Source organism: Treponema zioleckii, from assembly GCF_014737315.1.
Lineage (GTDB): Bacteria > Spirochaetota > Spirochaetia > Treponematales > Treponemataceae > Treponema_D > Treponema_D zioleckii.
The window spans coordinates 32,810-51,629 of record NZ_JPUF01000023.1; the positions used below are offsets into that span (position 1 = coordinate 32,810).

15 protein-coding genes, 1 tRNA gene and 1 pseudogene are annotated in these 18,820 nt (G+C 38.8%); 11 read left to right on the forward strand and 6 right to left on the reverse strand.

Annotation, left to right across the window (positions count from 1 at the left end; genetic code table 11):
* Positions 1-15: 15 nt before the first annotated feature.
* The 4 genes from JI65_RS07775 to JI65_RS07790 all read left to right on the forward strand — a co-directional run bounded on the left by JI65_RS07775 (position 16) and on the right by JI65_RS07790 (position 4,556).
* Positions 16-2,715: a TIGR03960 family B12-binding radical SAM protein gene (locus JI65_RS07775; RefSeq protein WP_242457195.1), complete on the forward strand. Its 2,700-nt coding sequence runs from the start codon at positions 16-18 to the stop codon at positions 2,713-2,715.
* A 156-nt stretch (positions 2,716-2,871) separates the two neighbouring features.
* Positions 2,872-3,741, forward strand: coding sequence for a YicC/YloC family endoribonuclease (locus JI65_RS07780; RefSeq protein WP_191014855.1), 870 nt, complete (start codon positions 2,872-2,874; stop codon positions 3,739-3,741).
* A gap of 110 nt (positions 3,742-3,851) precedes the next feature.
* A complete protein-coding gene (cmk, locus tag JI65_RS07785; RefSeq protein ID WP_191014858.1) occupies positions 3,852-4,415 on the forward strand; it encodes a (d)CMP kinase in 564 nt (187 codons plus the stop codon).
* A 69-nt stretch (positions 4,416-4,484) separates the two neighbouring features.
* Positions 4,485-4,556, forward strand: a tRNA-Glu gene (locus JI65_RS07790).
* 91 nt (positions 4,557-4,647) lie between these two features.
* On the opposite strand, the gene JI65_RS07795 is transcribed toward JI65_RS07790, so the two are convergent.
* From JI65_RS07795 to JI65_RS07805, 3 genes are read right to left on the reverse strand one after another with little or no spacing between them, the layout of a single operon-like run.
* Complete coding sequence (locus JI65_RS07795; RefSeq protein WP_191014861.1) at positions 4,648-4,956, reverse strand: zinc ribbon domain-containing protein; 309 nt, start codon at positions 4,954-4,956, stop codon at positions 4,648-4,650.
* A gap of 14 nt (positions 4,957-4,970) precedes the next feature.
* Positions 4,971-5,852, reverse strand: coding sequence for a response regulator transcription factor (locus tag JI65_RS07800; RefSeq protein WP_191014863.1), 882 nt, complete (start codon positions 5,850-5,852; stop codon positions 4,971-4,973).
* Positions 5,853-5,855: 3 nt separating this feature from the next.
* A complete protein-coding gene (locus tag JI65_RS07805; RefSeq protein WP_191014865.1) occupies positions 5,856-6,830 on the reverse strand; it encodes an ABC transporter substrate-binding protein in 975 nt (324 codons plus the stop codon).
* 59 nt (positions 6,831-6,889) lie between these two features.
* Here JI65_RS07805 and JI65_RS07810 point away from each other — a divergent pair, with 59 nt between their 5' ends.
* The 7 genes and pseudogenes from JI65_RS07810 (at position 6,890) to JI65_RS07840 (ending at position 16,025) form a co-directional block, all read left to right on the forward strand.
* The gene (locus JI65_RS07810; protein ID WP_191014868.1) at positions 6,890-7,078 is read left to right on the forward strand and encodes a hypothetical protein; all 189 of its coding nucleotides are present in this window, start codon (positions 6,890-6,892) and stop codon (positions 7,076-7,078) included.
* Positions 7,079-7,157: 79 nt separating this feature from the next.
* Positions 7,158-10,584 (forward strand): annotated as a pseudogene (gene mfd / locus JI65_RS07815) (transcription-repair coupling factor).
* 245 nt (positions 10,585-10,829) lie between these two features.
* On the forward strand, positions 10,830-11,795 hold the full coding sequence (locus JI65_RS07820; protein ID WP_191014871.1) for a hypothetical protein: 966 nt from the start codon (positions 10,830-10,832) through the stop codon (positions 11,793-11,795).
* 221 nt (positions 11,796-12,016) lie between these two features.
* A complete protein-coding gene (locus JI65_RS07825; RefSeq protein WP_191014873.1) occupies positions 12,017-13,042 on the forward strand; it encodes a TRAP transporter substrate-binding protein in 1,026 nt (341 codons plus the stop codon).
* Complete coding sequence (locus JI65_RS07830; RefSeq protein WP_191014876.1) at positions 13,023-14,501, forward strand: GGDEF domain-containing protein; 1,479 nt, start codon at positions 13,023-13,025, stop codon at positions 14,499-14,501. Before JI65_RS07825 ends, JI65_RS07830 begins: the two co-directional genes overlap by 20 nt.
* Before the next feature lie 37 nt (positions 14,502-14,538).
* The gene (locus JI65_RS07835) at positions 14,539-15,186 is read left to right on the forward strand and encodes a TetR/AcrR family transcriptional regulator (RefSeq protein WP_191014878.1); all 648 of its coding nucleotides are present in this window, start codon (positions 14,539-14,541) and stop codon (positions 15,184-15,186) included.
* A gap of 17 nt (positions 15,187-15,203) precedes the next feature.
* The gene (locus tag JI65_RS07840; protein ID WP_191014881.1) at positions 15,204-16,025 is read left to right on the forward strand and encodes a cytidylate kinase-like family protein; all 822 of its coding nucleotides are present in this window, start codon (positions 15,204-15,206) and stop codon (positions 16,023-16,025) included.
* Here JI65_RS07840 and cbiE read toward each other — a convergent pair.
* From cbiE to cobJ, 3 genes are all read right to left on the reverse strand, one after another.
* Positions 16,022-17,287 (reverse strand): precorrin-6y C5,15-methyltransferase (decarboxylating) subunit CbiE, encoded by a 1,266-nt coding sequence (gene cbiE / locus JI65_RS07845; protein WP_191014884.1) that lies wholly within the window; start codon positions 17,285-17,287, stop codon positions 16,022-16,024. The genes JI65_RS07840 and cbiE overlap by 4 nt on opposite strands.
* A 20-nt stretch (positions 17,288-17,307) precedes the next feature.
* Complete coding sequence (cobK, locus tag JI65_RS07850; protein ID WP_191014886.1) at positions 17,308-18,108, reverse strand: precorrin-6A reductase; 801 nt, start codon at positions 18,106-18,108, stop codon at positions 17,308-17,310.
* Positions 18,105-18,820, reverse strand: a 716-nt coding sequence (gene cobJ / locus JI65_RS07855) for a precorrin-3B C(17)-methyltransferase (protein ID WP_191014889.1), incomplete at its 5' end; no start/stop codon positions are given. The genes cobJ and cobK, both read right to left, overlap by 4 nt.

The window sequence follows — 18,820 nt, forward strand, 5'->3', positions numbered from 1 at the left end:
TTTTTGGTGAGAAAAGTGAATTTGATAAATCCTATAAAACTTTTTGGTTCTGAACTTTGTTCTGTTCAAAATCCGTCTGCGTATATTGGTGGAGAATTTGGGGCAATCGTAAAACATCATGAAGAAAATGATGCTTTGTTTAATTTCTGTATTGCTTTTCCAGATTTGTATGAAATTGGCATGTCGAATCAGGCGATAAAAATTATTTACAACGGGCTAAATAAAATTGATTCAGTTCGTTGTGAGCGTGTTTTTGCCGTTGAAAAGGACTTTGAAAATCTTCTTGAAAAATTTTCGGCTCCGCTATATACGCTTGAGACAGGAATGCCTTTAAATCAGCTTGATATGATTGGCTTTTCGATTGGTTATGAACTCGGAATCACTGGCGCACTTTCAATTTTGGAATTGGGAAAAATTCCGCTCCTAAAACGCGACCGTTCTGATTCAGACCCGATTGTTATTGCTGGCGGCTGCGGTGCCACGAATCCAGCTCCATTTGCAGATTTTTTTGACGCTGTTTTTATTGGTGAAGCAGAAGGCGGCATGTTTGAACTTATCGAAAAACTTTCCAAAATGAAAAAAAATGGAGCCAGCCGTGCAGAAATAATTCATGAACTTGCTTCTGACAGTCATGTTTGGACTGAAAATATGTCTCGCGAAACTTGTGGTCATGACAAAGCTTTTAGGGCTGTTTGGTCCGAATTCGGTACGGTTCCCTCGGTTGAATCTTATTTCCCGCTGCCAAATATCAAGCCTGTGCAAGATCACGGGGTTGTGGAGATTATGCGCGGTTGCCCGAACGGTTGCCGTTTTTGTCATGCTGGCGTGTATTACCGGCCTCAGCGTGCAAAAACCAAACAACTCATTTTTGACGAAGTTGACAAACTCGTTAATGTTGCTGGGTACCGTGAAATTTCGCTAACGTCGCTTTCTTCGGCTGATTATCCAGACATCGAAAATCTTCTTGATGATTTAAACAGAAAATATAAAACCCAAAATGTTTCTTTTCAGCTTCCTTCTTTAAAAGTTAACAGTTTTTCGCTTCCTTTGCTTGAAAAGCTTTCAGAGGTTCGAAAGAGCGGGCTTACTTTTGCGGTTGAAACTCCAGATGAGGCTTGGCAGCTTCGTCTGAACAAAGAAGTTTACGCTCAGCATCTCGTTGATATAATTCTTGATGCAAAAAAATCGGGGTGGAACAAAGCAAAATTCTATTTTATGGTCGGACTTCCTTTTCCTGAAACCGATGAAAAAACGGAGGAACAGGCAATCGTTGATTTTATGCTTGATCTTCAACAAAAAACGAACATTCAGTGCAATGTGAATGTTGGAACGTTCATTCCGAAACCTCATACGGCTTACCAGTGGGTTCGTCAAATTTCGCCAGAAGAATCGAACAAAAAGCTTTCATATATTCGCGAGCATCTTCCGCGCGGAAAATTCCGTGTAAGCACTCATGATGTTTCTACAAGTTATCTTGAAGGCTTGATTTCACGTGGCGACAAAAGGGCTGGAAAAATAATTCTCGCTGCTTACAAGAAGGGCTGTCGTCTTGACGCTTGGGACAATCATCTTCGCGAAAATTTGCGTTATTGGGACGAAGCTTTTAGCGAGGCCGATTTTGACGTAAAAAATGATATTCTTCACGAGCGTGACAAAAATGAGAGCTTGCCGTGGGATTGCATTTCTCTTGGACCTGCAAAGGCATTCTATAAAAAAGAATGGGATTTGAACGAGCAAGAGCGTCTTACAAAAAAATGTATGCCGGATTGTGACCACAAATGCGGTGTTTGCAATAACAAGACTTGCGTGAACATCGACAACAAGAAAGATGTTCTTGTTGAAAAAGAAAATAAATTTTCTCAAATCCGTCCGGAATTCAATATTCCTGTTATGTATCGCGTGATTTTTATGTTCTCAAAGAAAGACGGCGGAGAATTCTTTTCACATCTTAGTCAAATTGAGATATTCAACAGGGCTTTCTTAAAATCGGGACTTCCTGTGATTTATACGGCCGGTTTCAATCCTGTTCCTCGTCTTGAATTTGGAACGACACTTTCTTTGGGCATTCAATCCGATGCGGAAGTGGCTTCTACAGTTCTTTTTGACCCGATTTCTGAAAATGAATTTATCGCAAAGATGAACGAAAATCTCATAAATTCAATCAGAATAACAAAATGCTTTATTTTCCCGGTTACGAATCAAAGGCGGCGTGAGTCGTTGAGTACGGCTTTGTGGGGCAGCATTTATGAATATACATTCAAAAACGGTTGTGTTGCGGCTGATTTTTTTGATTCGCCTGTTGCAGAGCCGTTTTTGCAGAAAGAAAGTCTGTGTGGTTTTAAAGTTGATTCCGAAAAAAATATTGTGACTGCAAAGTTGCTTTTTCAAAAAGACCGACCTTTCCGAAACGCTCTCGAAGAATTTTTTGGAAAGAAAATTTATGAAATCGTTTCGATAAGAAAATTACAGACTCTTGCAAAACCTGACGTTATTGGTTGGACGCCGGAAATTAATGCGGAATACCAAAAAAATCTTGATGATATGACAGACCATGCAGAAATGAAAAAAATCAACGCACGTTTTAAAAAGCGAATTGTTAGGGCAGAAGATATCGTTGCCGGCGAAGAGGCGATTGATTTTTTTGATTTGTATAAAAAAATCGCGCTCGTGAATGCTGCACTTATAAAACAGCGCGAGGAAAGACAAAAAATGTAGAAATATTTCGATTGGTGTTCAAGATTCATATCAGAATAGCAAATTCTGTGCTATAATAAAAATATCTCTAAAAACTTGAATTTGTGGTTCTTTTAGAGTTTTTATAAATAGTCTTAAATATTTCTGAATAATTAGTTTTTGTAGTTGGAGAAAATTATGAATTCAATGACAGGTTACGGCTTTAAGGAAACAGTCGTACAAAATACACAGATAAGTGTTGAGATAAAGTCTGTAAACAATAGGTTTCTTGATTTAAATATAAACTTACCGTCTTTTTTAAATCCGCTTGAGTTAAAACTTAGAAAAATTGTTGCTGAAAAAATTGTGCGCGGCAAAGTTGATTTGACTATTCGCGTAAAAGATATGAATTCTACAGCGCATGTTACGCCAGATCCGCTTGCTGCAAAAATGTATTATGATGCGATTTTGTCAATTTCAAAGGAACTTGGCAAAAAAACTGAAGAAATTCCGCTTTCGCTCATCGTAAATCAAGAAGGCGTATTGAATATCACGCATGATTATAACGCTGAGTTGTATTGGGAAAAAATAGCGCCAGTTTTTGACGAAGTGTTTGAACAATTTATTGCGGATAGAAAGCGAGAGGGTGAGAATCTCAAAAAGGATTTGCTTTTAAAACTTGATACTCTTGATAGTTGTGCTGCTTTCTTTAAAGAATGGCAACCGAAAATGGAGCAGAAGTTTAAGGAACAAATTACGGCAAAATTTACGGAGCTTTTGGGCGACCATGTTGATGAAAACAGAATTATGGCGGAAGTGGCCGCGATGCTCGTAAAATATACGATAAATGAGGAAATTGTTCGCTTGCACAGCCACCTTTCAAATTTACGAAAAGAATTTTTGGAAAATCCGACTCCTGGCAAACGAATTGATTTTATTTGTCAGGAGACGAACCGAGAGATTAATACAATCGGTTCAAAAAATCAGTTTACCGAAGTCGGTGCGATGGTCATTAATGCGAAGGATGCACTGGAGAATATTCGGGAGCAAGCTAAAAATGTGGAATAAGAATCCGTTGGTCGGGCGTTCTAAAACAGACAAACTTCCTGACTATATGGATTAAGAATGATATTTGTTTTATTCTTATATTATTTATTGAACATAATTTTGGAGATTATATGCCGGACTATAAAATTAAAAATGGCAGAGAACTTAGAATAGCTATCAGTGGAAAATCTGGTTGTGGAAATACGACCGTTAGCACAATGCTTGCAGAAAAACTTGGAATCAAGCTTATAAATTATACATTCAGACAACTTGCTGCAGAGAAGGGACTTACTCTTGCAGAGGTTATTGAAAATGCAAAAAATGATGATTCGTATGATGTTTATGTTGATACTCATCAGGTAGAACTCGCAAAAAAAGAATCTTGCGTTCTTGGTAGCCGTCTTGCAATTTGGATGCTTAAAGATGCGGATTTAAAAGTTTATCTTATTGCCAGTGATGATACTCGTGCGAAAAGAATCTTAAATCGCGAGGGTGGCGACTTGCAGCAGATAAAGGATTTTACCGCTATGAGAGACCGGGAGGATTCTGCCCGATATATGAAGCTTTACCAAATTGACAACAGCGAATATGAATTTGCTGACCTCAAAATTGATACTGCGACAAAAACTCCAGAAATGATTGTTGAAATGATTATTTCTTATTTGGAAAAAGCAAGTTTTATAGAAAAAATATAATTTTTCTATTGACTAATCTTTGTACTTATGTTATATTACTGAACGTTGATTGACATAAGTCAAACAGATGTCTCCTTCGTCTAGTGGTTAGGACATCGGGTTTTCATCCCGACAACAGCAGTTCAATTCTGCTAGGAGATGGTAAAGCTCTGAATTTTTTTTCAGAGCTTTTTTTATTTTGTAATGCTTTTATAAGCTAAAAAACATAGTCCTAGAAGTGCAAACACGATTATTAGTATAAATCGTTTTGGCAATTCTCCGTCGTCAATGTTCGCATTTCCTGATTTTGAATCAATTGCCGAAATAAATTTTTTTTGGTTGCTCTCGAAATGTGATTCTTTTCTTTATAAGTTTTTCCGTTTTTCCCAGGAATAGCGTAACCGCAGTTTGGACAACCGTTCTTGAACTTTTCGTTAGAACCCGTAAGACCACAAACTGGACAACGCACTGAAGAGAAAAATCTGCCGCAATGACGGCAAAATTTAGAATTTGCAGGAACTTCTGCCCCGCAACTTTCACAAAAGAACTTGGCTGTACTCATTTTTGCTTATTTGCCTATTTTTTTATTGAAAGAATGATTTTTTCATTATCTTTTGCGATAACTTCCGCAGTTACGGACGACAAATCTTCGTCCGTTTTTAACGAAGCAACGTCGATTTTTGTTCCTGGAGAGAGTGTCGCAACGAGTGAAGGAATATCTGGTGTAAATTCCAGCGTTTCCCCGTTGTAATTTCTGGCGGTTCCCGAAATCATTGCAAGTGTAATCGGGTTCGTGAATACGAATGAGCAATGAATTGCAGGTTTTTCCTCAGTTTTGTTTTCTGTTGCTTCCATAATTGCACCTTCTTTCGATGTATTTATATTGTTTGCATTGTGAATTCCAAAAAAATCATTTTCGTCTAATTCTTTTTTAATTGCGGCTTCTTCTTTTTTTAATTCATCTGGTAAATCGCTTTCTTCATCTTCGTTTTTAGGAATCGAAAGCAATTTATTTACAGTCGTAATGCCGTCTTCCTCGTCAATTTGGGAATTTTTTTCCTGCGGATTTTGCTCGGAAGATTGGTTTACCGAATCACGTTTTGCTTCAAGTATTTTCTTAAAGCCTTCAAGCCCTTCCTCAGAAGTGGAGTAAAACACGCCTCTAATGTGAAGAGCTTTTGCTTTATTTTTTTCGTCATCCGAAAAATCTAAATTTGCATACAAGATGATTTCGGGTAACTGTTTTTTGAAGATAGTTGATGTGTATTGAACTAAAGTTTTCCAATGCCGAGGATAGTCTTTTGCACTAATTACGATAAGGTGCGGAGAAATTTCTTCAATGTTATCCAATGCTTTTAAGAGCCATCGATAGACAATAACATCGTATCCCTCGCTTGTAAGAATATTTGTGATTCCATCGATGACTTCTTCATTTTCAGCTATCAGAAGAGCTTTCATTATTTATTTTTCTGTTCCTAAATTCTCAACAGTATAGTCATAAATCTGCCAAATTCCGTCGCGCTGACGAACCTTGTATGTAAATCGCTTTTTTTCTTTGAATGTTGGATATGTGAACCATTCAATAACTTTTACTTCGCCGTTTGTTGCAGAATAAGAAGTTTTTTCAATTTCGAATGTCTCTGGAACAGCTACGATGTCCTGATCAATTCTGTTCTGCATCAAATCTGTTTTGTAAGCTTCAACCATTCGTCTTCGTTCGTCTGCGGAAGCATTTCTGAATCTGCGGGCTGTGTCTGCATTTCTTATCAACATTTCCTGCAAGTCCATATAGAGAAAATATTGATCCCAGAGTGAACGCTGTCGTGCAACGATTGTCTGCTCAATAACTTTGTCTGGCGAGATAGACTCTGGCTTTAAGATTGAGCCGGTTTTTGCTTCTACAGGAATTGATGTAGAAGATGCTGCTGATGGAGCCGGACGAATATCGATGCTAAGTCTGTTTGACGTAAGTTCGAGTTTGCGTGATTTATACAATTCTGGGTAGAAAACTGCCTCAAAATAGTAAACAGATGGCTCATCGAAAGAAATGTAATTTTTTACGTTTTCGATGAATGAGTATGATTCACCAGGTTCAATTGCAATTTCTCTAAAATAAACAGTCTGGTTTGTAGAGCGTTTTTTAATCAAATCTTTTGTTTGAGCGAGTGCAGTGTTTTTTAATGTGTAAGCTTCAAAATCAACGCTGAACATTCGGTCATCGGCAAGTTTGAATCTTAGAGTCTCCGTTCCATTATTTACAATGGAAACGTTTACGTTTACAGGATTATCTGCTGCACTTGCAGTGTTATACATTGTTCTGTCAGAAAATTTGATAACGACTGAAGCCTTTGAAAAATCCTGAGTTGATGTCTGTGCAGTTGCAAACTGTGCAAACAATGCAAAAGTTGATATAATTGCTAGTAAAGTACGTTTCAATGCTTTCTCCTGCGCACATGTAAGTGCACTTTTTTATATTTTAGTATCGGACGATTCTCATGAAATCATTATCTTCAAATTATTTAAATCCAATAACGGATTCTTGGACAGAATTTAAATCTATAGCGAAAGAACTTTTGGCTTCTAATTCTGAGGGTAAAAAAACTTTTCCAGTTGAAATTGAAGGACTGCACGGAGCTTCTACAAGTTTTTTTTACGGCAAATTATATAGAAGAAATCAGAAATAAAATTCTTTCAGACCTTCAATATAACGCGACTGGCCGGTATTCTCAATCTCAGCAAAAAGATGGCTTGCCGTCGAGTGCGATGTCGATGGACACAGCGATTGTTGTTTCTTCCGAAAAGGAAGCGAATGAGATAAAAGACGATTTTACGACGGCTTTTGATGATAATGTTGAAATTTCGATTTTTCCGTGGTGGGGAATTGTGCCGTACAGAGCTGCGTCGCCTTCATCGGCGGTGTTTGGTCAACGTGCGGGCGTGCTTGCAAAAATGGCGGTGCGCGAAAGAGTTTTGACGGCGCAGACTAAGCCTAGAATTTTCATCATAAATCAACGTTCACTTCAAACTCCAGTTCCATCTCCAGAGTATATGCGCTCTGTGATTTTTACGCTCAAAAAAGGGCAGCAGATTGATCCTTCGGAACTTTCTGAAACGCTTTCGTATTTGGGGTACATCCGCGTTCCAAAAGTCGGCGTGCCTGGCGAATTTACGCTCCGCGGCGAAGTTCTCGATATTTTTACGCCAGAAGATTCTTTGCCGACTCGCGTGAATTTTGATTTTGATGAAATCGGGCAGATAAAATCATTTGATCCAGAAACTCAATCCACGACCAACGTAAAAGAAAATCTGCTCATTTATCCAATGAAGGAAGTTATTTGGGATGAAGAACTCATAAACACGCTTGAAGAAAAATTCAACGAGCTTGAAAATGAAGATACGCTTCTTTCAAAAAATTCGAATCAAGTTGAATTGCAACTGACTGAGCAGGCGATAAAGGCTAAAGCAAAATTGCTCGATGATTTGCGCACAAAAGGCGAGAGCGAGGGCGAGGAATTTTTTTATCCTGTTATTTGGGACAAAAAATATTCCGTTTTGGATTATTTACCGGAAGAGACGACGGTTTTTTATTTTGGTTTTGACCGACTCAAAAACGCGCAGGAAAATTTTAACCGTGAGTATGCAGGAATGTATCGAAAGGCTCGTTTGGAATTCCCTGTTTTTTCTCCGTCAAAAATGCTTATTCCATTTGATGAAGTGTTAAAAATCCATGCTCGCTCGATTCTTTTTAGAACACTGCATACGGACGGAAGCTCGGAGCAATTTGAAAATGATGGCGAGAACACTCAGGTTGAAAAAATCAAAATTGACTGTGAGCCGTCGAGAAGTTTTTTTGGAAACATCAATTACTTAAAAGAGCAAATTGAAAATTTTCAGGGCGACGGCTGGAAAATTTATATTTATGCCGACAACACGAATCAGGCTCTTCGAATCAACGAGATTCTAAAGGAATTTACCGAAAAATCAGAAAGTTTTAATGAAAAAATCAAAGAAAATTCAAAAAAAGGACTTCCGTGCTTTCCGCTTACGATTTACCCGATGGCGATTTCGGGCGGATTCGGAATTCCTGAGAGCAAAGTTCTCGTAATTCAGGAAAACGAGATTTTTGGCAGACGAAAACACGTTCCAAAAAGCATTCACCACGCAAAAAGTGAGGCAATCGACACATTTGTCGAACTTAATCCGGGCGATTACGTTGTTCACGCAAATTATGGAATTGGAATTTTCCGTGGAATTCAGCGCGTAAAAACGATGGGGCTTGAGCGAGATTACATCAAACTTGAATATGCCGACGAGGAATTCGCTTTCGTTCCGCTTGAGCAGGTTAACCTCGTTCAGCGTTACATTGGAAATGAAGGAAATAACCCGCGAATCGACACTATTGGAAGCAAAAACTGGGAGAATCGCAAAAATAAAGTTAAAAAAGCGGTTGAGGATTTGGCTGAAAAACTTATCGCTCTTTACAGCCGGCGAAAAGCGAGCCGAGGATTCCCGTTTCCGAAGGACAGCGAATGGCAGACTGCGTTCGAGGCGGCTTTTCCTTACGAGGATACGCCTGACCAATACAATGTTACGCTTGAAATCAAAAAGGACATGGAAAAGCCTGTTCCGATGGACAGACTCGTTTGCGGCGATGTTGGTTACGGAAAAACCGAGGTTGCCATGCGGGCCGCATTTAAGGCTGTTATGGGCGGAAAACAGGTCGCATTTCTTGCTCCGACCACGATTCTTGCGGAGCAGCATTATGAAACCTGCGTTGAGCGATTTGCGAACTTTCCTGTGACGATTGCGCAGCTTAGCCGGTTCATAACGCCAACCGAACAGAAAAAAATCCTCGCAAAGCTTGAAAAGGGCGAGATTGACATTCTCGTGGGCACCCACCGAATAATTCAAAAAGACGTAAAGTTCCGTGATTTGGGTTTGATGATTATTGACGAGGAACAGCGATTCGGCGTAAAAGACAAAGAAAAACTAAAAACCCTCAAAGCCAACATTGATTCCCTTGCGATGAGCGCGACTCCGATTCCGCGAACGCTGCACATGAGTCTTTTGAAAATCCGCGACATGAGTCTTTTGACCACGCCGCCGCAGACAAGGAAGCCGATTGAGACGATTGTTGACGAATACACTGACGAACGCGTGGCACAGGCAATCAGGCGTGAAGTGGAGCGGGGCGGCCAGGTTTTTTATTTGCATAACCGCGTGGAAACTTTGCAAGAAACTTGCCGAAAGCTCGAAAAAATTGTTCCTGAGATGATGATTGACTTTGCCCACGGTCAGATGAGCGTAGACGAACTTGACGACATTTTTAGACGATTTAAAATGGGCGGATTCCACGTTTTGGTTGCCACGACGATTATCGAAAACGGAATCGATATTCCGAACGTGAATACGATTATTATTGACCGAGCCGACATGTACGGTGTAAGCCAGCTTTACCAGCTCCGCGGACGAGTTGGCCGAAGCGACAAAAAAGCGTATGCCTATCTTTTGTACCCGGAAAACAAAGTACTTTCCGAAGTTGCCATGAAGCGTCTTCAAGTCATAAGCGATTTTACGGAGCTTGGAAGTGGATTTAAAATCGCCATGAAGGACATGGAAATTCGTGGTGCCGGAAATCTTCTTGGACGAGACCAGAGCGGCGACGTTTATTCTGTGGGATTTGATTTGTACGTAAAACTCCTTAACGAAGCTGTTGAGCGACTTACAAAAGAGAATTATCAGGAGCAGAACGAAGTTCTTATGGAGCTTGAATATTCTGGCTTTATCCCGGATTCTTATGTTCCGACTCTCCAGACAAAAATGGAAATTTACAAAAAAGTTAGCTTCCGTTCAAACAAAAGACGAGCTTGAGCGGGTTTACACGGAGCTTGAAGACCGTTTTGGTCCTATTCCAGACGAGGTTTATAGTCTTTTGAGTCTTGCAGAGATAAGAATCATTGCAAAAAAACTTGCAATCAGCACGCTCAAAGAGAGAAGTGGTGTTGTTACCGTGGAATTTGCGCGGGTTTCGGATATTTCTATCGAAAAACTTTTGAGGCTAATCAAAGAAAGCTCTGGAAGAGTGAATTTGGATGCTGCAAAGCCGAATGTGATAAAACTTTCGACCGGAAAAATCGGCTTAAAAGAAAAGAGCGAGTTTATCCGCGAACAGCTTGAAAAGTTGGTCTAGGAACTAAAAAGTTTTGATTCCGAGTTCCTGCAAAACCTGTCATTTTGGCAGGTAAGCGCGAGAATTTTTCCTAGATTGTATGATTTTTTATACAAGTGATTGGAGAAAATAAAGATATAAAAAGATTTTTGTTTTTCCTTTAAGAAAGTGTATTTTGCATACGAAAAAAATACTAGAAAAATCAAAATTTTTCTTTATAATTGATAATGCTACAGTATTGTAGACATAATTTTGAGGGGATAAAAATGAAAAGCTTAAAAACTGTGTTTTTATTGGCTTGCTGCACCTTTGTTTTAGCTTCATGTGCTTCTTCTAAGCAACTTGCTGAACTTCAAGAGCAGAATGATGGCTTGAACCAAGAACTTGAAAACTTAAAACAGGAAAAAGCAATCCTTGAGCAAGAAAAGGAAGCTCTTACAAATGAACTTGCAGCCTTAAAAGAGGTGGGCGAGTCTCAGAAGAAAGAAATAACTCTTCTTACAGACAACAACGAAAAACTTAAGTTCCAGATCGTTCAGCTTACAGATGATAAGAATAAGGCTGAGCAGGAAAATGCTGCATTAAAATCAGCAAATTCAAATCTTCAGAACCAGAATGCTGCGTCACAGAAAGAATTGGCTGCTGCTAAAAAAGAAAAAGATGCGCTTCTCAAAAAGAATACAGATCAAAGCAAAGAAATTGCAAGTTTGAAGCAGCAGGCAGACACTGCAAAAAAGCAAAATGCCGCTTCTCAGAAAGAGCTTGCTGATTTAAAGAAACAGACAAATGAGGTTAGCAATCTTAAAAAGCAGAACGCAACTTTGCAGAAGCAGAGCGATGCTCAGAAAAAAGAAATTGCAGATTTGAAAAAAGCTAATGAGGCTCAGAAAAAGGAATTGGCTTCTTTAAAGGCTTCTTATTCAAATTTGAAAATGCCTGACATTGACTTCCCAGGCTTGCTTATCAATTCAAAAGATCCTGCAATCGTAATTACAAAGACTGAAAGCGAGTATGTAAGCGTTGAATACGATAGCCAGAATTCAGCTGAAAGAAAAATTATTCTTCTTCCAAAATGGTTCTGGGATGACATTCTCCAGTATGAAGCTGATGTAGCTAATGCAGAGACTGCATATAAAAAGCTCCAGACTGACGTTGCTAATTCAGCAAAGAATTACGGAACTACAGTTTCAACTCAGCCTTCAAAAAAGACTTCAACAACTAACCGAAAATAGTTTTTGTGTAAAAAAAACGGTTCAATAGCAGTTATTCATGCTTTCTGAGCCGTTTTTAATTTGATATATAACTTCTGATAATGTACGTTCTGTCTACCACTACGCAAAACGCAGAGTTTTATTCGTTACGAACTTACCTTTTGACCTTTGAACAACTATGATTTACATGATATTATGTATGAAAAAGATTGGAATTCATACTTTTGTGTAATGAGGATGTTATGCTCAAGAAATTATTTGCTTTCTTTTCAACTTTTTTAGTGCTCTTTTCTTTTTCTTCTTGCACTTCTAAAAACGCTTCTAATGAAAAGTCCATTGTGCTTGTAATGGCAGAAGGTAATCCAGCCGACAGTGTTGTTGGTCTGATGGACCTTGCCTTTAAAAGAAAGGTCGAGGAACTTTCTTCCGGAAGAATAAAAATTGATCTCCACTGTGCAGGAATTCTTGGCGATGAAAAGCAAGTTATGAGTCTTATCGTAAAACCTGAGTCTTCGATTCAGCTTGCGCGAGTTTCTGCAAGTTTGGCTTCGTATGGTGGCGAAAAATCACGGCTTTTGACGATTCCGTACACCTTTTTGACCGAAGAGCACTTTTGGGAGTTTGCGGACTCCCCGCTCGCCGATGAAATCTTGGAGGAGCCGTATCAAAAAGGTCTTGGCGTAAAAGGCTTGTTTTATGGTGAAGAAGGATTTAGGCACTTTTTTTCGACGGTTCCCATTAATTCACTTTCCGACATTGAAAATAAGAATGTTCGTGTTTCAAATGCAAAGATTATGCAGGACTTGGTTTATTCGTTAAAAGCAAATCCTGTTGAAGTTACTTTTTCGGATTTGTATTCTGCAATGTTGCGTGGCGAAACTGAAGTTGCTGATCAGCCGATAACAAATTATCTTTCAAATCATTTTTATGAAGTTGCGAAATACATGATTATGGACGGACATACGCTCGGTGCTGTTCAAGTCGTAATCAATTCGTCGGTCTGGGATTCTCTTTCTGAGGAGCAGCAGCAAATCTTAAAGATTGCTGGTAAGTATGCTTCTGATTATTGCAGAAAAATTATAGATGAAACTGAAAGGTCGGCATTCAATGAGTTAAAAAAAATCGGAACGGTTTTTACGGAAGTTTCTGATAAAACTGTTTGGCAAGCGGCTTGTGACGAGATGATAAAAGACTCTTCATCTCAGTTTCCGGATTTGTATAAAAAAATCCTTGGTTTAGGAAAAAATAATGGCGAAAAACACGACTGAATCTAACAATTTTGATTTTATTGATGAGAAAGCTGTTCAGACTGGGAAAAATGAATCTATAAAGGGGATGAACATAAATTTTCTTAATGTTTCACTGACACTTATAACGGCTTTAATGTTCTGTTTTGTGCTGATGATTTCTAACAGTGTTACAGGCAGGTTCAAGGACGTTCAAAAGTCAATAAGCAAATTTATAGTTTGTGAGCAGTGTTCTAAAACTATAAAAGAAAGTTCGAACAATCTTACGGAGCTCGCTCGTTTGTTCGTGATTTCCCATGATTTTTCGTATGCAAGAAAATATTTGGAAGAAATCAATCTCGGAAAGTCTCAGGAACGCGCCATGAAAAAGATGCAGGCTGTTTGTTCTGAGAAAGATTTTGCCTATCAGCGTCTCCAGATTGCAATGTCACAGGCGTCGAGTCTTGAACGCATGGAATTGTATGCAATGAAGCTTTGCGCAGTGTATCTTGGTGAAGAATCTGTTCCTGATGACATAAAAGCATACTTTTCGAAAATAAAATTACGACCGCATGATGCAAGTTTGGACCGCGAGAAAATACACGATGCCGCAATCGAAAATCTTTTTGGCAACGGATATTTGATTTATAAAACCCGAATAAACGAAAATTGCAATCTTACAATCGAAAGCATTCAGCAGCAGGTGCAAGATGAGCTTGGCGAAAATTCTACAAAACTTGGAAAAAATATTTCTCGTCTCAGATTGTTGTTCTTTTCTCTTTTGATTGTAAACATATTGATTTTTGTGGTTCTTGGCTTTTTTGTCTTGATTCCGCTTAAAAAATTTCAGAATTCAATAAAACGGGATGAAAAGTTAAAATTAATCGGTGCGACGGAGTTTAAGAGCATCGCTCAGTCTTACAATGCGATTTATGATACAAAAAAGCTATCTGAGAATCCATCACATGCAAAATCCGAATACGATTCGCTTACCGGAATTTTGAATCGTCGTGCGTTTGATAAGATTTGTGATGAGAGTTCAAAAAAAAGTGAGTCCATCGCCCTACTCTTGATTGATTTGGATGATTTTAAGCAGATAAACGAAAAATACGGTCATTCTGGAGGCGATACTGTTTTGCAGGAAGTCGCGAAAGTTTTAAAATGTACTTTTAGACAGGAAGATTATATTGCAAGAATTGGCGGTGATGAATTTGCAATACTTCTTACGAATTTTAAGGTTAGTTCTTCTGGTTCAATTATTTCAAAAGTAAATTTTGTGAACAAGACTATTGAGGTTATAAAAGATTCTATAAAACCTGTTTCTATTAGTGTTGGAATGGCGTATTCGATTGTAGGATATACAGATATCCTTTATAAGCAGGCTTACAAGGCTTTGTGCCGCGTAAAAGATTCTGGAAAAAAAAGGTTGCAAGTTTTACGCTCCTTCAATGCGATAATTTTTTTGGTTGATTTTAATTCAGGTTGTGCTATTGACAGCTAATGTTTATTAGCCTAAAATTGTGCAAGCTGAATAAAATATGAATGATAATCTTGTTTCCACCAAACAAAAAATCCTGAATGCCTCCTTAGATTTGTTTTCGAAAAATGGCATAAAAGCGACGACTGTTGAGCAGATTGCAAATGCTGTCGGAATTCGTGCCCCATCACTTTATAAGCATTTTAAGAATAAACAGGAAATCATTGATTCAATTATTGGTGAACTTGAGGCAAGGTACAAAAAGCGGCTTGAAATTGAGTCCGAAGTCATAAAAAATTCTTATTATAATACTCAGAAAACTTTTGAATCTAATTTTGATAAAATTCTTTTTTATGTACAAGAAACCGTTAATAAGCTTGTTGATTATACCCTTAATGATGATTTTATGAATAAATCTGCAATGCTCATGAAAGTTGAGCAATATAGGACAGATGCAATTGCCCTTAATATTGACAAGGAATTTTGCTTGCGGTTAATAAATCCTTTTAAGGAAACTTTTAAACGGCTTTGTGAAGATAAAATCCTAAAAAAAATGGATTTTACGCTTATGGCTCTGCAATTTCTTGCTCCTATTGATATGTTGATTGATAGTTGCAGACGTGAAGCGCAAGAAGAAAAAATCGAAGAATATAAAAGAATGATAAATGCTCATGTTGAGCAATTCTTTAAAGTATATAAATTGAGTTAATTTTAAGGAGTGTAAAAATGGCAATTATCACGATTTCCAGACAATTTGGCTCCAAAGGCGATGAAATTTGTGCGGCTTTGGCAAAAAAATTAGGCTATAAACTTATTGACCATGAGTATATTCGTCAAAAAATACTTGATTTGGGATTCCCCCTTAAAAAACTTGATAAATTCGACGGTAAGAATCTAAGTTTTTTTTCAAATCTTTCAAAATATCGTGATGAATATTTGTACTACCTAAAAACGGCAGTACTTTCCGCAGCGGATAAAGATAACTGTGTGATTGTAGGTCGCGGGAGTTTTATAATCTTGCAGGATATTGCGAATTGTGTTTCTTTCAGAATCCTTGAACCAAAAAAACTTCGAATTGACCGCGTTATGAAAAAATTTGCTTTGAGCGAAAAAGCTGCGACAAAAAAGGTTTGCAAGGAAGACCGGCATCAGATAGGATTCCACATGAATTTTTTTGGTTTTAAGTTGCACACTCCTTTCTTTTTTCAGGGAATTTATAATTCTGGCGATTCTGATGTAGGGCCAATCGTTGATTCGATTATTGGCTATACGCAAGCTTATTCTACGGAAGAGCGACAGAAGAAAGCGAAAGAACAGCTGAACGATTTGCTTTTAGGACAGTCAATCGTAAATATGCTTGTTTTTACATATTCGATTAATATTAATTCATTCCGGGCAGAAGTTGAGAATAAAAAAATTATCTTGTACGGAATTTCAAGTTCTAATGGCGAGGTAAAACGCGCTATTGAACTTCTGAATTGTGAAGTTCCTGGTTACGAAGTTGAGTCAAGGATTCACATCGTACAGGATTCAATGGCAAACCGCTAAATGTTTTTGCCTGGGGTGAGCAAAATTAAGCAGATTGGATTTTCGGCGCGCAAAAGATGGTGAGTTCCGAGCAGTGCCGATTTTGCGACTGCAAGTTGGCTCACTTCAATCTGCAGATTTTTTTTTGTGGCTATTTCCTGACTTAAAGAAAGTGTTTCGAGCGTCACGGAAGAAATTAGAATCCTTGCACGGGGATTTTTTAAAATAACCTCATCGATTATTTTGTCGAGTTTGCCTTCGCTGCCGCCAATAAAAACCGCATCAGGAGCCGGAAGATTTTTTACGGATTCACTCGCCTCCCCAAAAACAAGGTTCAAATTCCAGACGGCGAATTTCCTTCGGTTTTGTTTTTCTAATTCATACGCCGCCTTGTTGTGCTCAACTCCGTACACGGTGCATTTTGCACTGCGGCTTAACTCGATGCTCACTGCCCCGCTTCCACAGCCAACGTCCCATATTGTTTCGTCATTTTTTGCACCGAGCAAAGCGATTATTGCGGAACGAACAAGCCTTTTTGTCATGGGAACTTTTTCTACCCGTAAAAAATCCTCGTCTTTTATGTTGAGACAGCTTTTTTCTGCAAAATCTGTCTGCTCAACGAGCACAACGGAAAGTTTCTCTTCCTCGCTGGAATCCAGCCAGTCGCAAATCTGATTTTTTCCAGATTCGTCTAAAGTTGAAAACTCTGTGATTTTTTCAGTCTGATAGCCTAAATCCGAACCGACAAAAATTTTTGCAGGAATTTCATTCTGATTTACAAAACGCACAATCGTTTTTGCGGAAATCTTTCCGCCGGTCAGAAAAAAAACTGACTTTGAGAATGTAAGCTCAACACCAATATTGCAGTCCGTGCCATGTGCCGAGGCAAGTTTCCAGTCCTGCCAATTTTTTTTGAGCCTTGAAGCAAAATATTGCACGCTGCTGATTCCCGGAATCACGTGGACGGCCCACTTCTTTTCTTCGAGAAGACGCGTTAGTTTTGAACAACCGCTAAAAAATCCCGTGTCACCGCTAAAAATTGCCACTGGAAGTGCATTCTTTTTTGAAGATTCTTCTTCTTCGAATTTTTTTAAAATTTCTTCGGAATCGTAAGAGTCAAAAGTATTTCCGTGAACGATATTTTTTACCGATTCAAGAATTCTTTTAGCTCCGCAAACGAGCGTCGCGCTTTCAATTATTTTTTTTGCCTCAGCTGTAAGGCTTGTAACTTGCCCTGCCCCGATTCCAACCAGATATGCGTGAGGCGCAGCATTAGAATTCATGGGTACCACCTTTTTTTGTTTTATGCTTTTGAATTTATCGAAGAAATCAGCGAATCGTAATCGCTGAAAATAAACTTTCCTTTTTCTGAGGGACGTTTTACGCAAAAAATCTGCATTCCCCGTTCTTTTGCGGCTAGAATTTTTTCATCAAAACCGCCGTTTTTTCCGCTTTCTTTGGTTATTAGAATTTCAGCCTGAGTTTCTTCAAAAAAAACGTCGTTCATCTTTTTTGAAAACGGCCCCTGCATCGCAAAAATATGGCTTTGCAAAAAACCTGCGTCCAAACATTTTTGAATCGAGTCGATATTTGGAAGAACGCGCACGTAACAACGATTTTTGTAATCAGGGATTTTCGTAAAACATTCCAGTTCTTTACTGCCTGTGGAAATAAAAATCTTTTTGTAAGCATTTTCTGCCGGGTTTTCCCTTTGCGCACCATCATTTAAAATATGCTTACAAACCGAATCCAAAGAGTCAAAATACGTTATTGCTGGGTCTGCATTTGCGCAATCCCGTAAAAGTCTAAAATACGGCACATTTAAATGCTCGCAAGCCGTTTTTATATTTTTTGTAATTTCCACTGCAAACGGATGAGTTGCGTCTACAATCGCATCAAAATTCCTTGCAAGATTTTCAATTTCTTTTTGATTCAGCCGGTTTTCCAGAACTTTGATTTTTTGAGTATTCGTTCCGAGCGTTTCTGCCAGAATTTCACTGCCATATTTTGTCGCCACCGAAATTGTAACTTCAAAACCGCTTTCGCTGGCTTTTTTTGCAAATTCTCGGCCTTCTGTTGTTCCTGCAAAAATCAGAATTTTCATGCATCGACCTTTTTGTATCCGCGCCGTGTTACAATCCACTTCCGACCGTTTTGTTCTATAAGCTGCGTTGCGGAATTTCCTATAAAAACCGTGCAGAACATGTCGATTTCAACGTTTGAAAGTTCGTTCAGCGTGCAAATTCCGTAATCCTCGCCCTCTCGGCCAATGTTTCGCACCCAACCGCAGATTGTGTTTTTGGGAAGCGTTTCGAGTAAGATTTTGCAAGCGTTTTTTAAAACGTCCGGGCGGTTTTTGCTCCGCGGATTGTAAATTGCCATTGAAAAATCACCTGCCGCCGCGGCGCGGAGCCGTTTTTCGATTAATTCTTGCGGGGTGAGCAAATTGCTGAGGCTCAAAACGACAAAATCGTTAGTGAGCGGAGAACCCAAAATCGCACTTCCGCTTAAAGCTGCCGTAACACCTGGAATAATTTCGATTTCTACGTCGTTGTAAAGAGGATTTTTTGCTGAAATTTCCAGCACGAGGCTTGCCATTCCGTAAACGCCACTGTCTCCCGAACAGACCAAAGTAACGGTTTTTCCGTCGCCTGCGATTTTTAGGGCGTGCTCGCAACGGTCTGCTTCTTTCATCATTCCGGTTGAAAAATAATTTTTTTCTGGAAAGTCGGCTTGTATAAGTTCGATGTATTTTGTGTACCCGACGATTAAATCTGCTTTTTGGATTGAGACTTTTGCTTCGTGGGTAAGTCCTG

Coding starts and splice junctions, on each gene's coding strand:
- JI65_RS07820 (WP_191014871.1), top strand. CDS start 10,830: ATGAAAAGCTTAAAAACTGTGTTTTTATTGGCTTGCTGCACCTTTGTT.
- JI65_RS07810 (WP_191014868.1), top strand. CDS start 6,890: ATGAAATCATTATCTTCAAATTATTTAAATCCAATAACGGATTCTTGG.
- cbiE (WP_191014884.1), bottom strand. CDS start 17,287: ATGAATTCTAATGCTGCGCCTCACGCATATCTGGTTGGAATCGGGGCA.
- cmk (WP_191014858.1), top strand. CDS start 3,852: ATGCCGGACTATAAAATTAAAAATGGCAGAGAACTTAGAATAGCTATC.
- JI65_RS07800 (WP_191014863.1), bottom strand. CDS start 5,852: ATGAAAGCTCTTCTGATAGCTGAAAATGAAGAAGTCATCGATGGAATC.
- cobK (WP_191014886.1), bottom strand. CDS start 18,108: ATGAAAATTCTGATTTTTGCAGGAACAACAGAAGGCCGAGAATTTGCA.
- JI65_RS07825 (WP_191014873.1), top strand. CDS start 12,017: ATGCTCAAGAAATTATTTGCTTTCTTTTCAACTTTTTTAGTGCTCTTT.
- JI65_RS07830 (WP_191014876.1), top strand. CDS start 13,023: ATGGCGAAAAACACGACTGAATCTAACAATTTTGATTTTATTGATGAG.
- JI65_RS07835 (WP_191014878.1), top strand. CDS start 14,539: ATGAATGATAATCTTGTTTCCACCAAACAAAAAATCCTGAATGCCTCC.
- JI65_RS07795 (WP_191014861.1), bottom strand. CDS start 4,956: ATGAGTACAGCCAAGTTCTTTTGTGAAAGTTGCGGGGCAGAAGTTCCT.
- JI65_RS07780 (WP_191014855.1), top strand. CDS start 2,872: ATGAATTCAATGACAGGTTACGGCTTTAAGGAAACAGTCGTACAAAAT.
- JI65_RS07840 (WP_191014881.1), top strand. CDS start 15,204: ATGGCAATTATCACGATTTCCAGACAATTTGGCTCCAAAGGCGATGAA.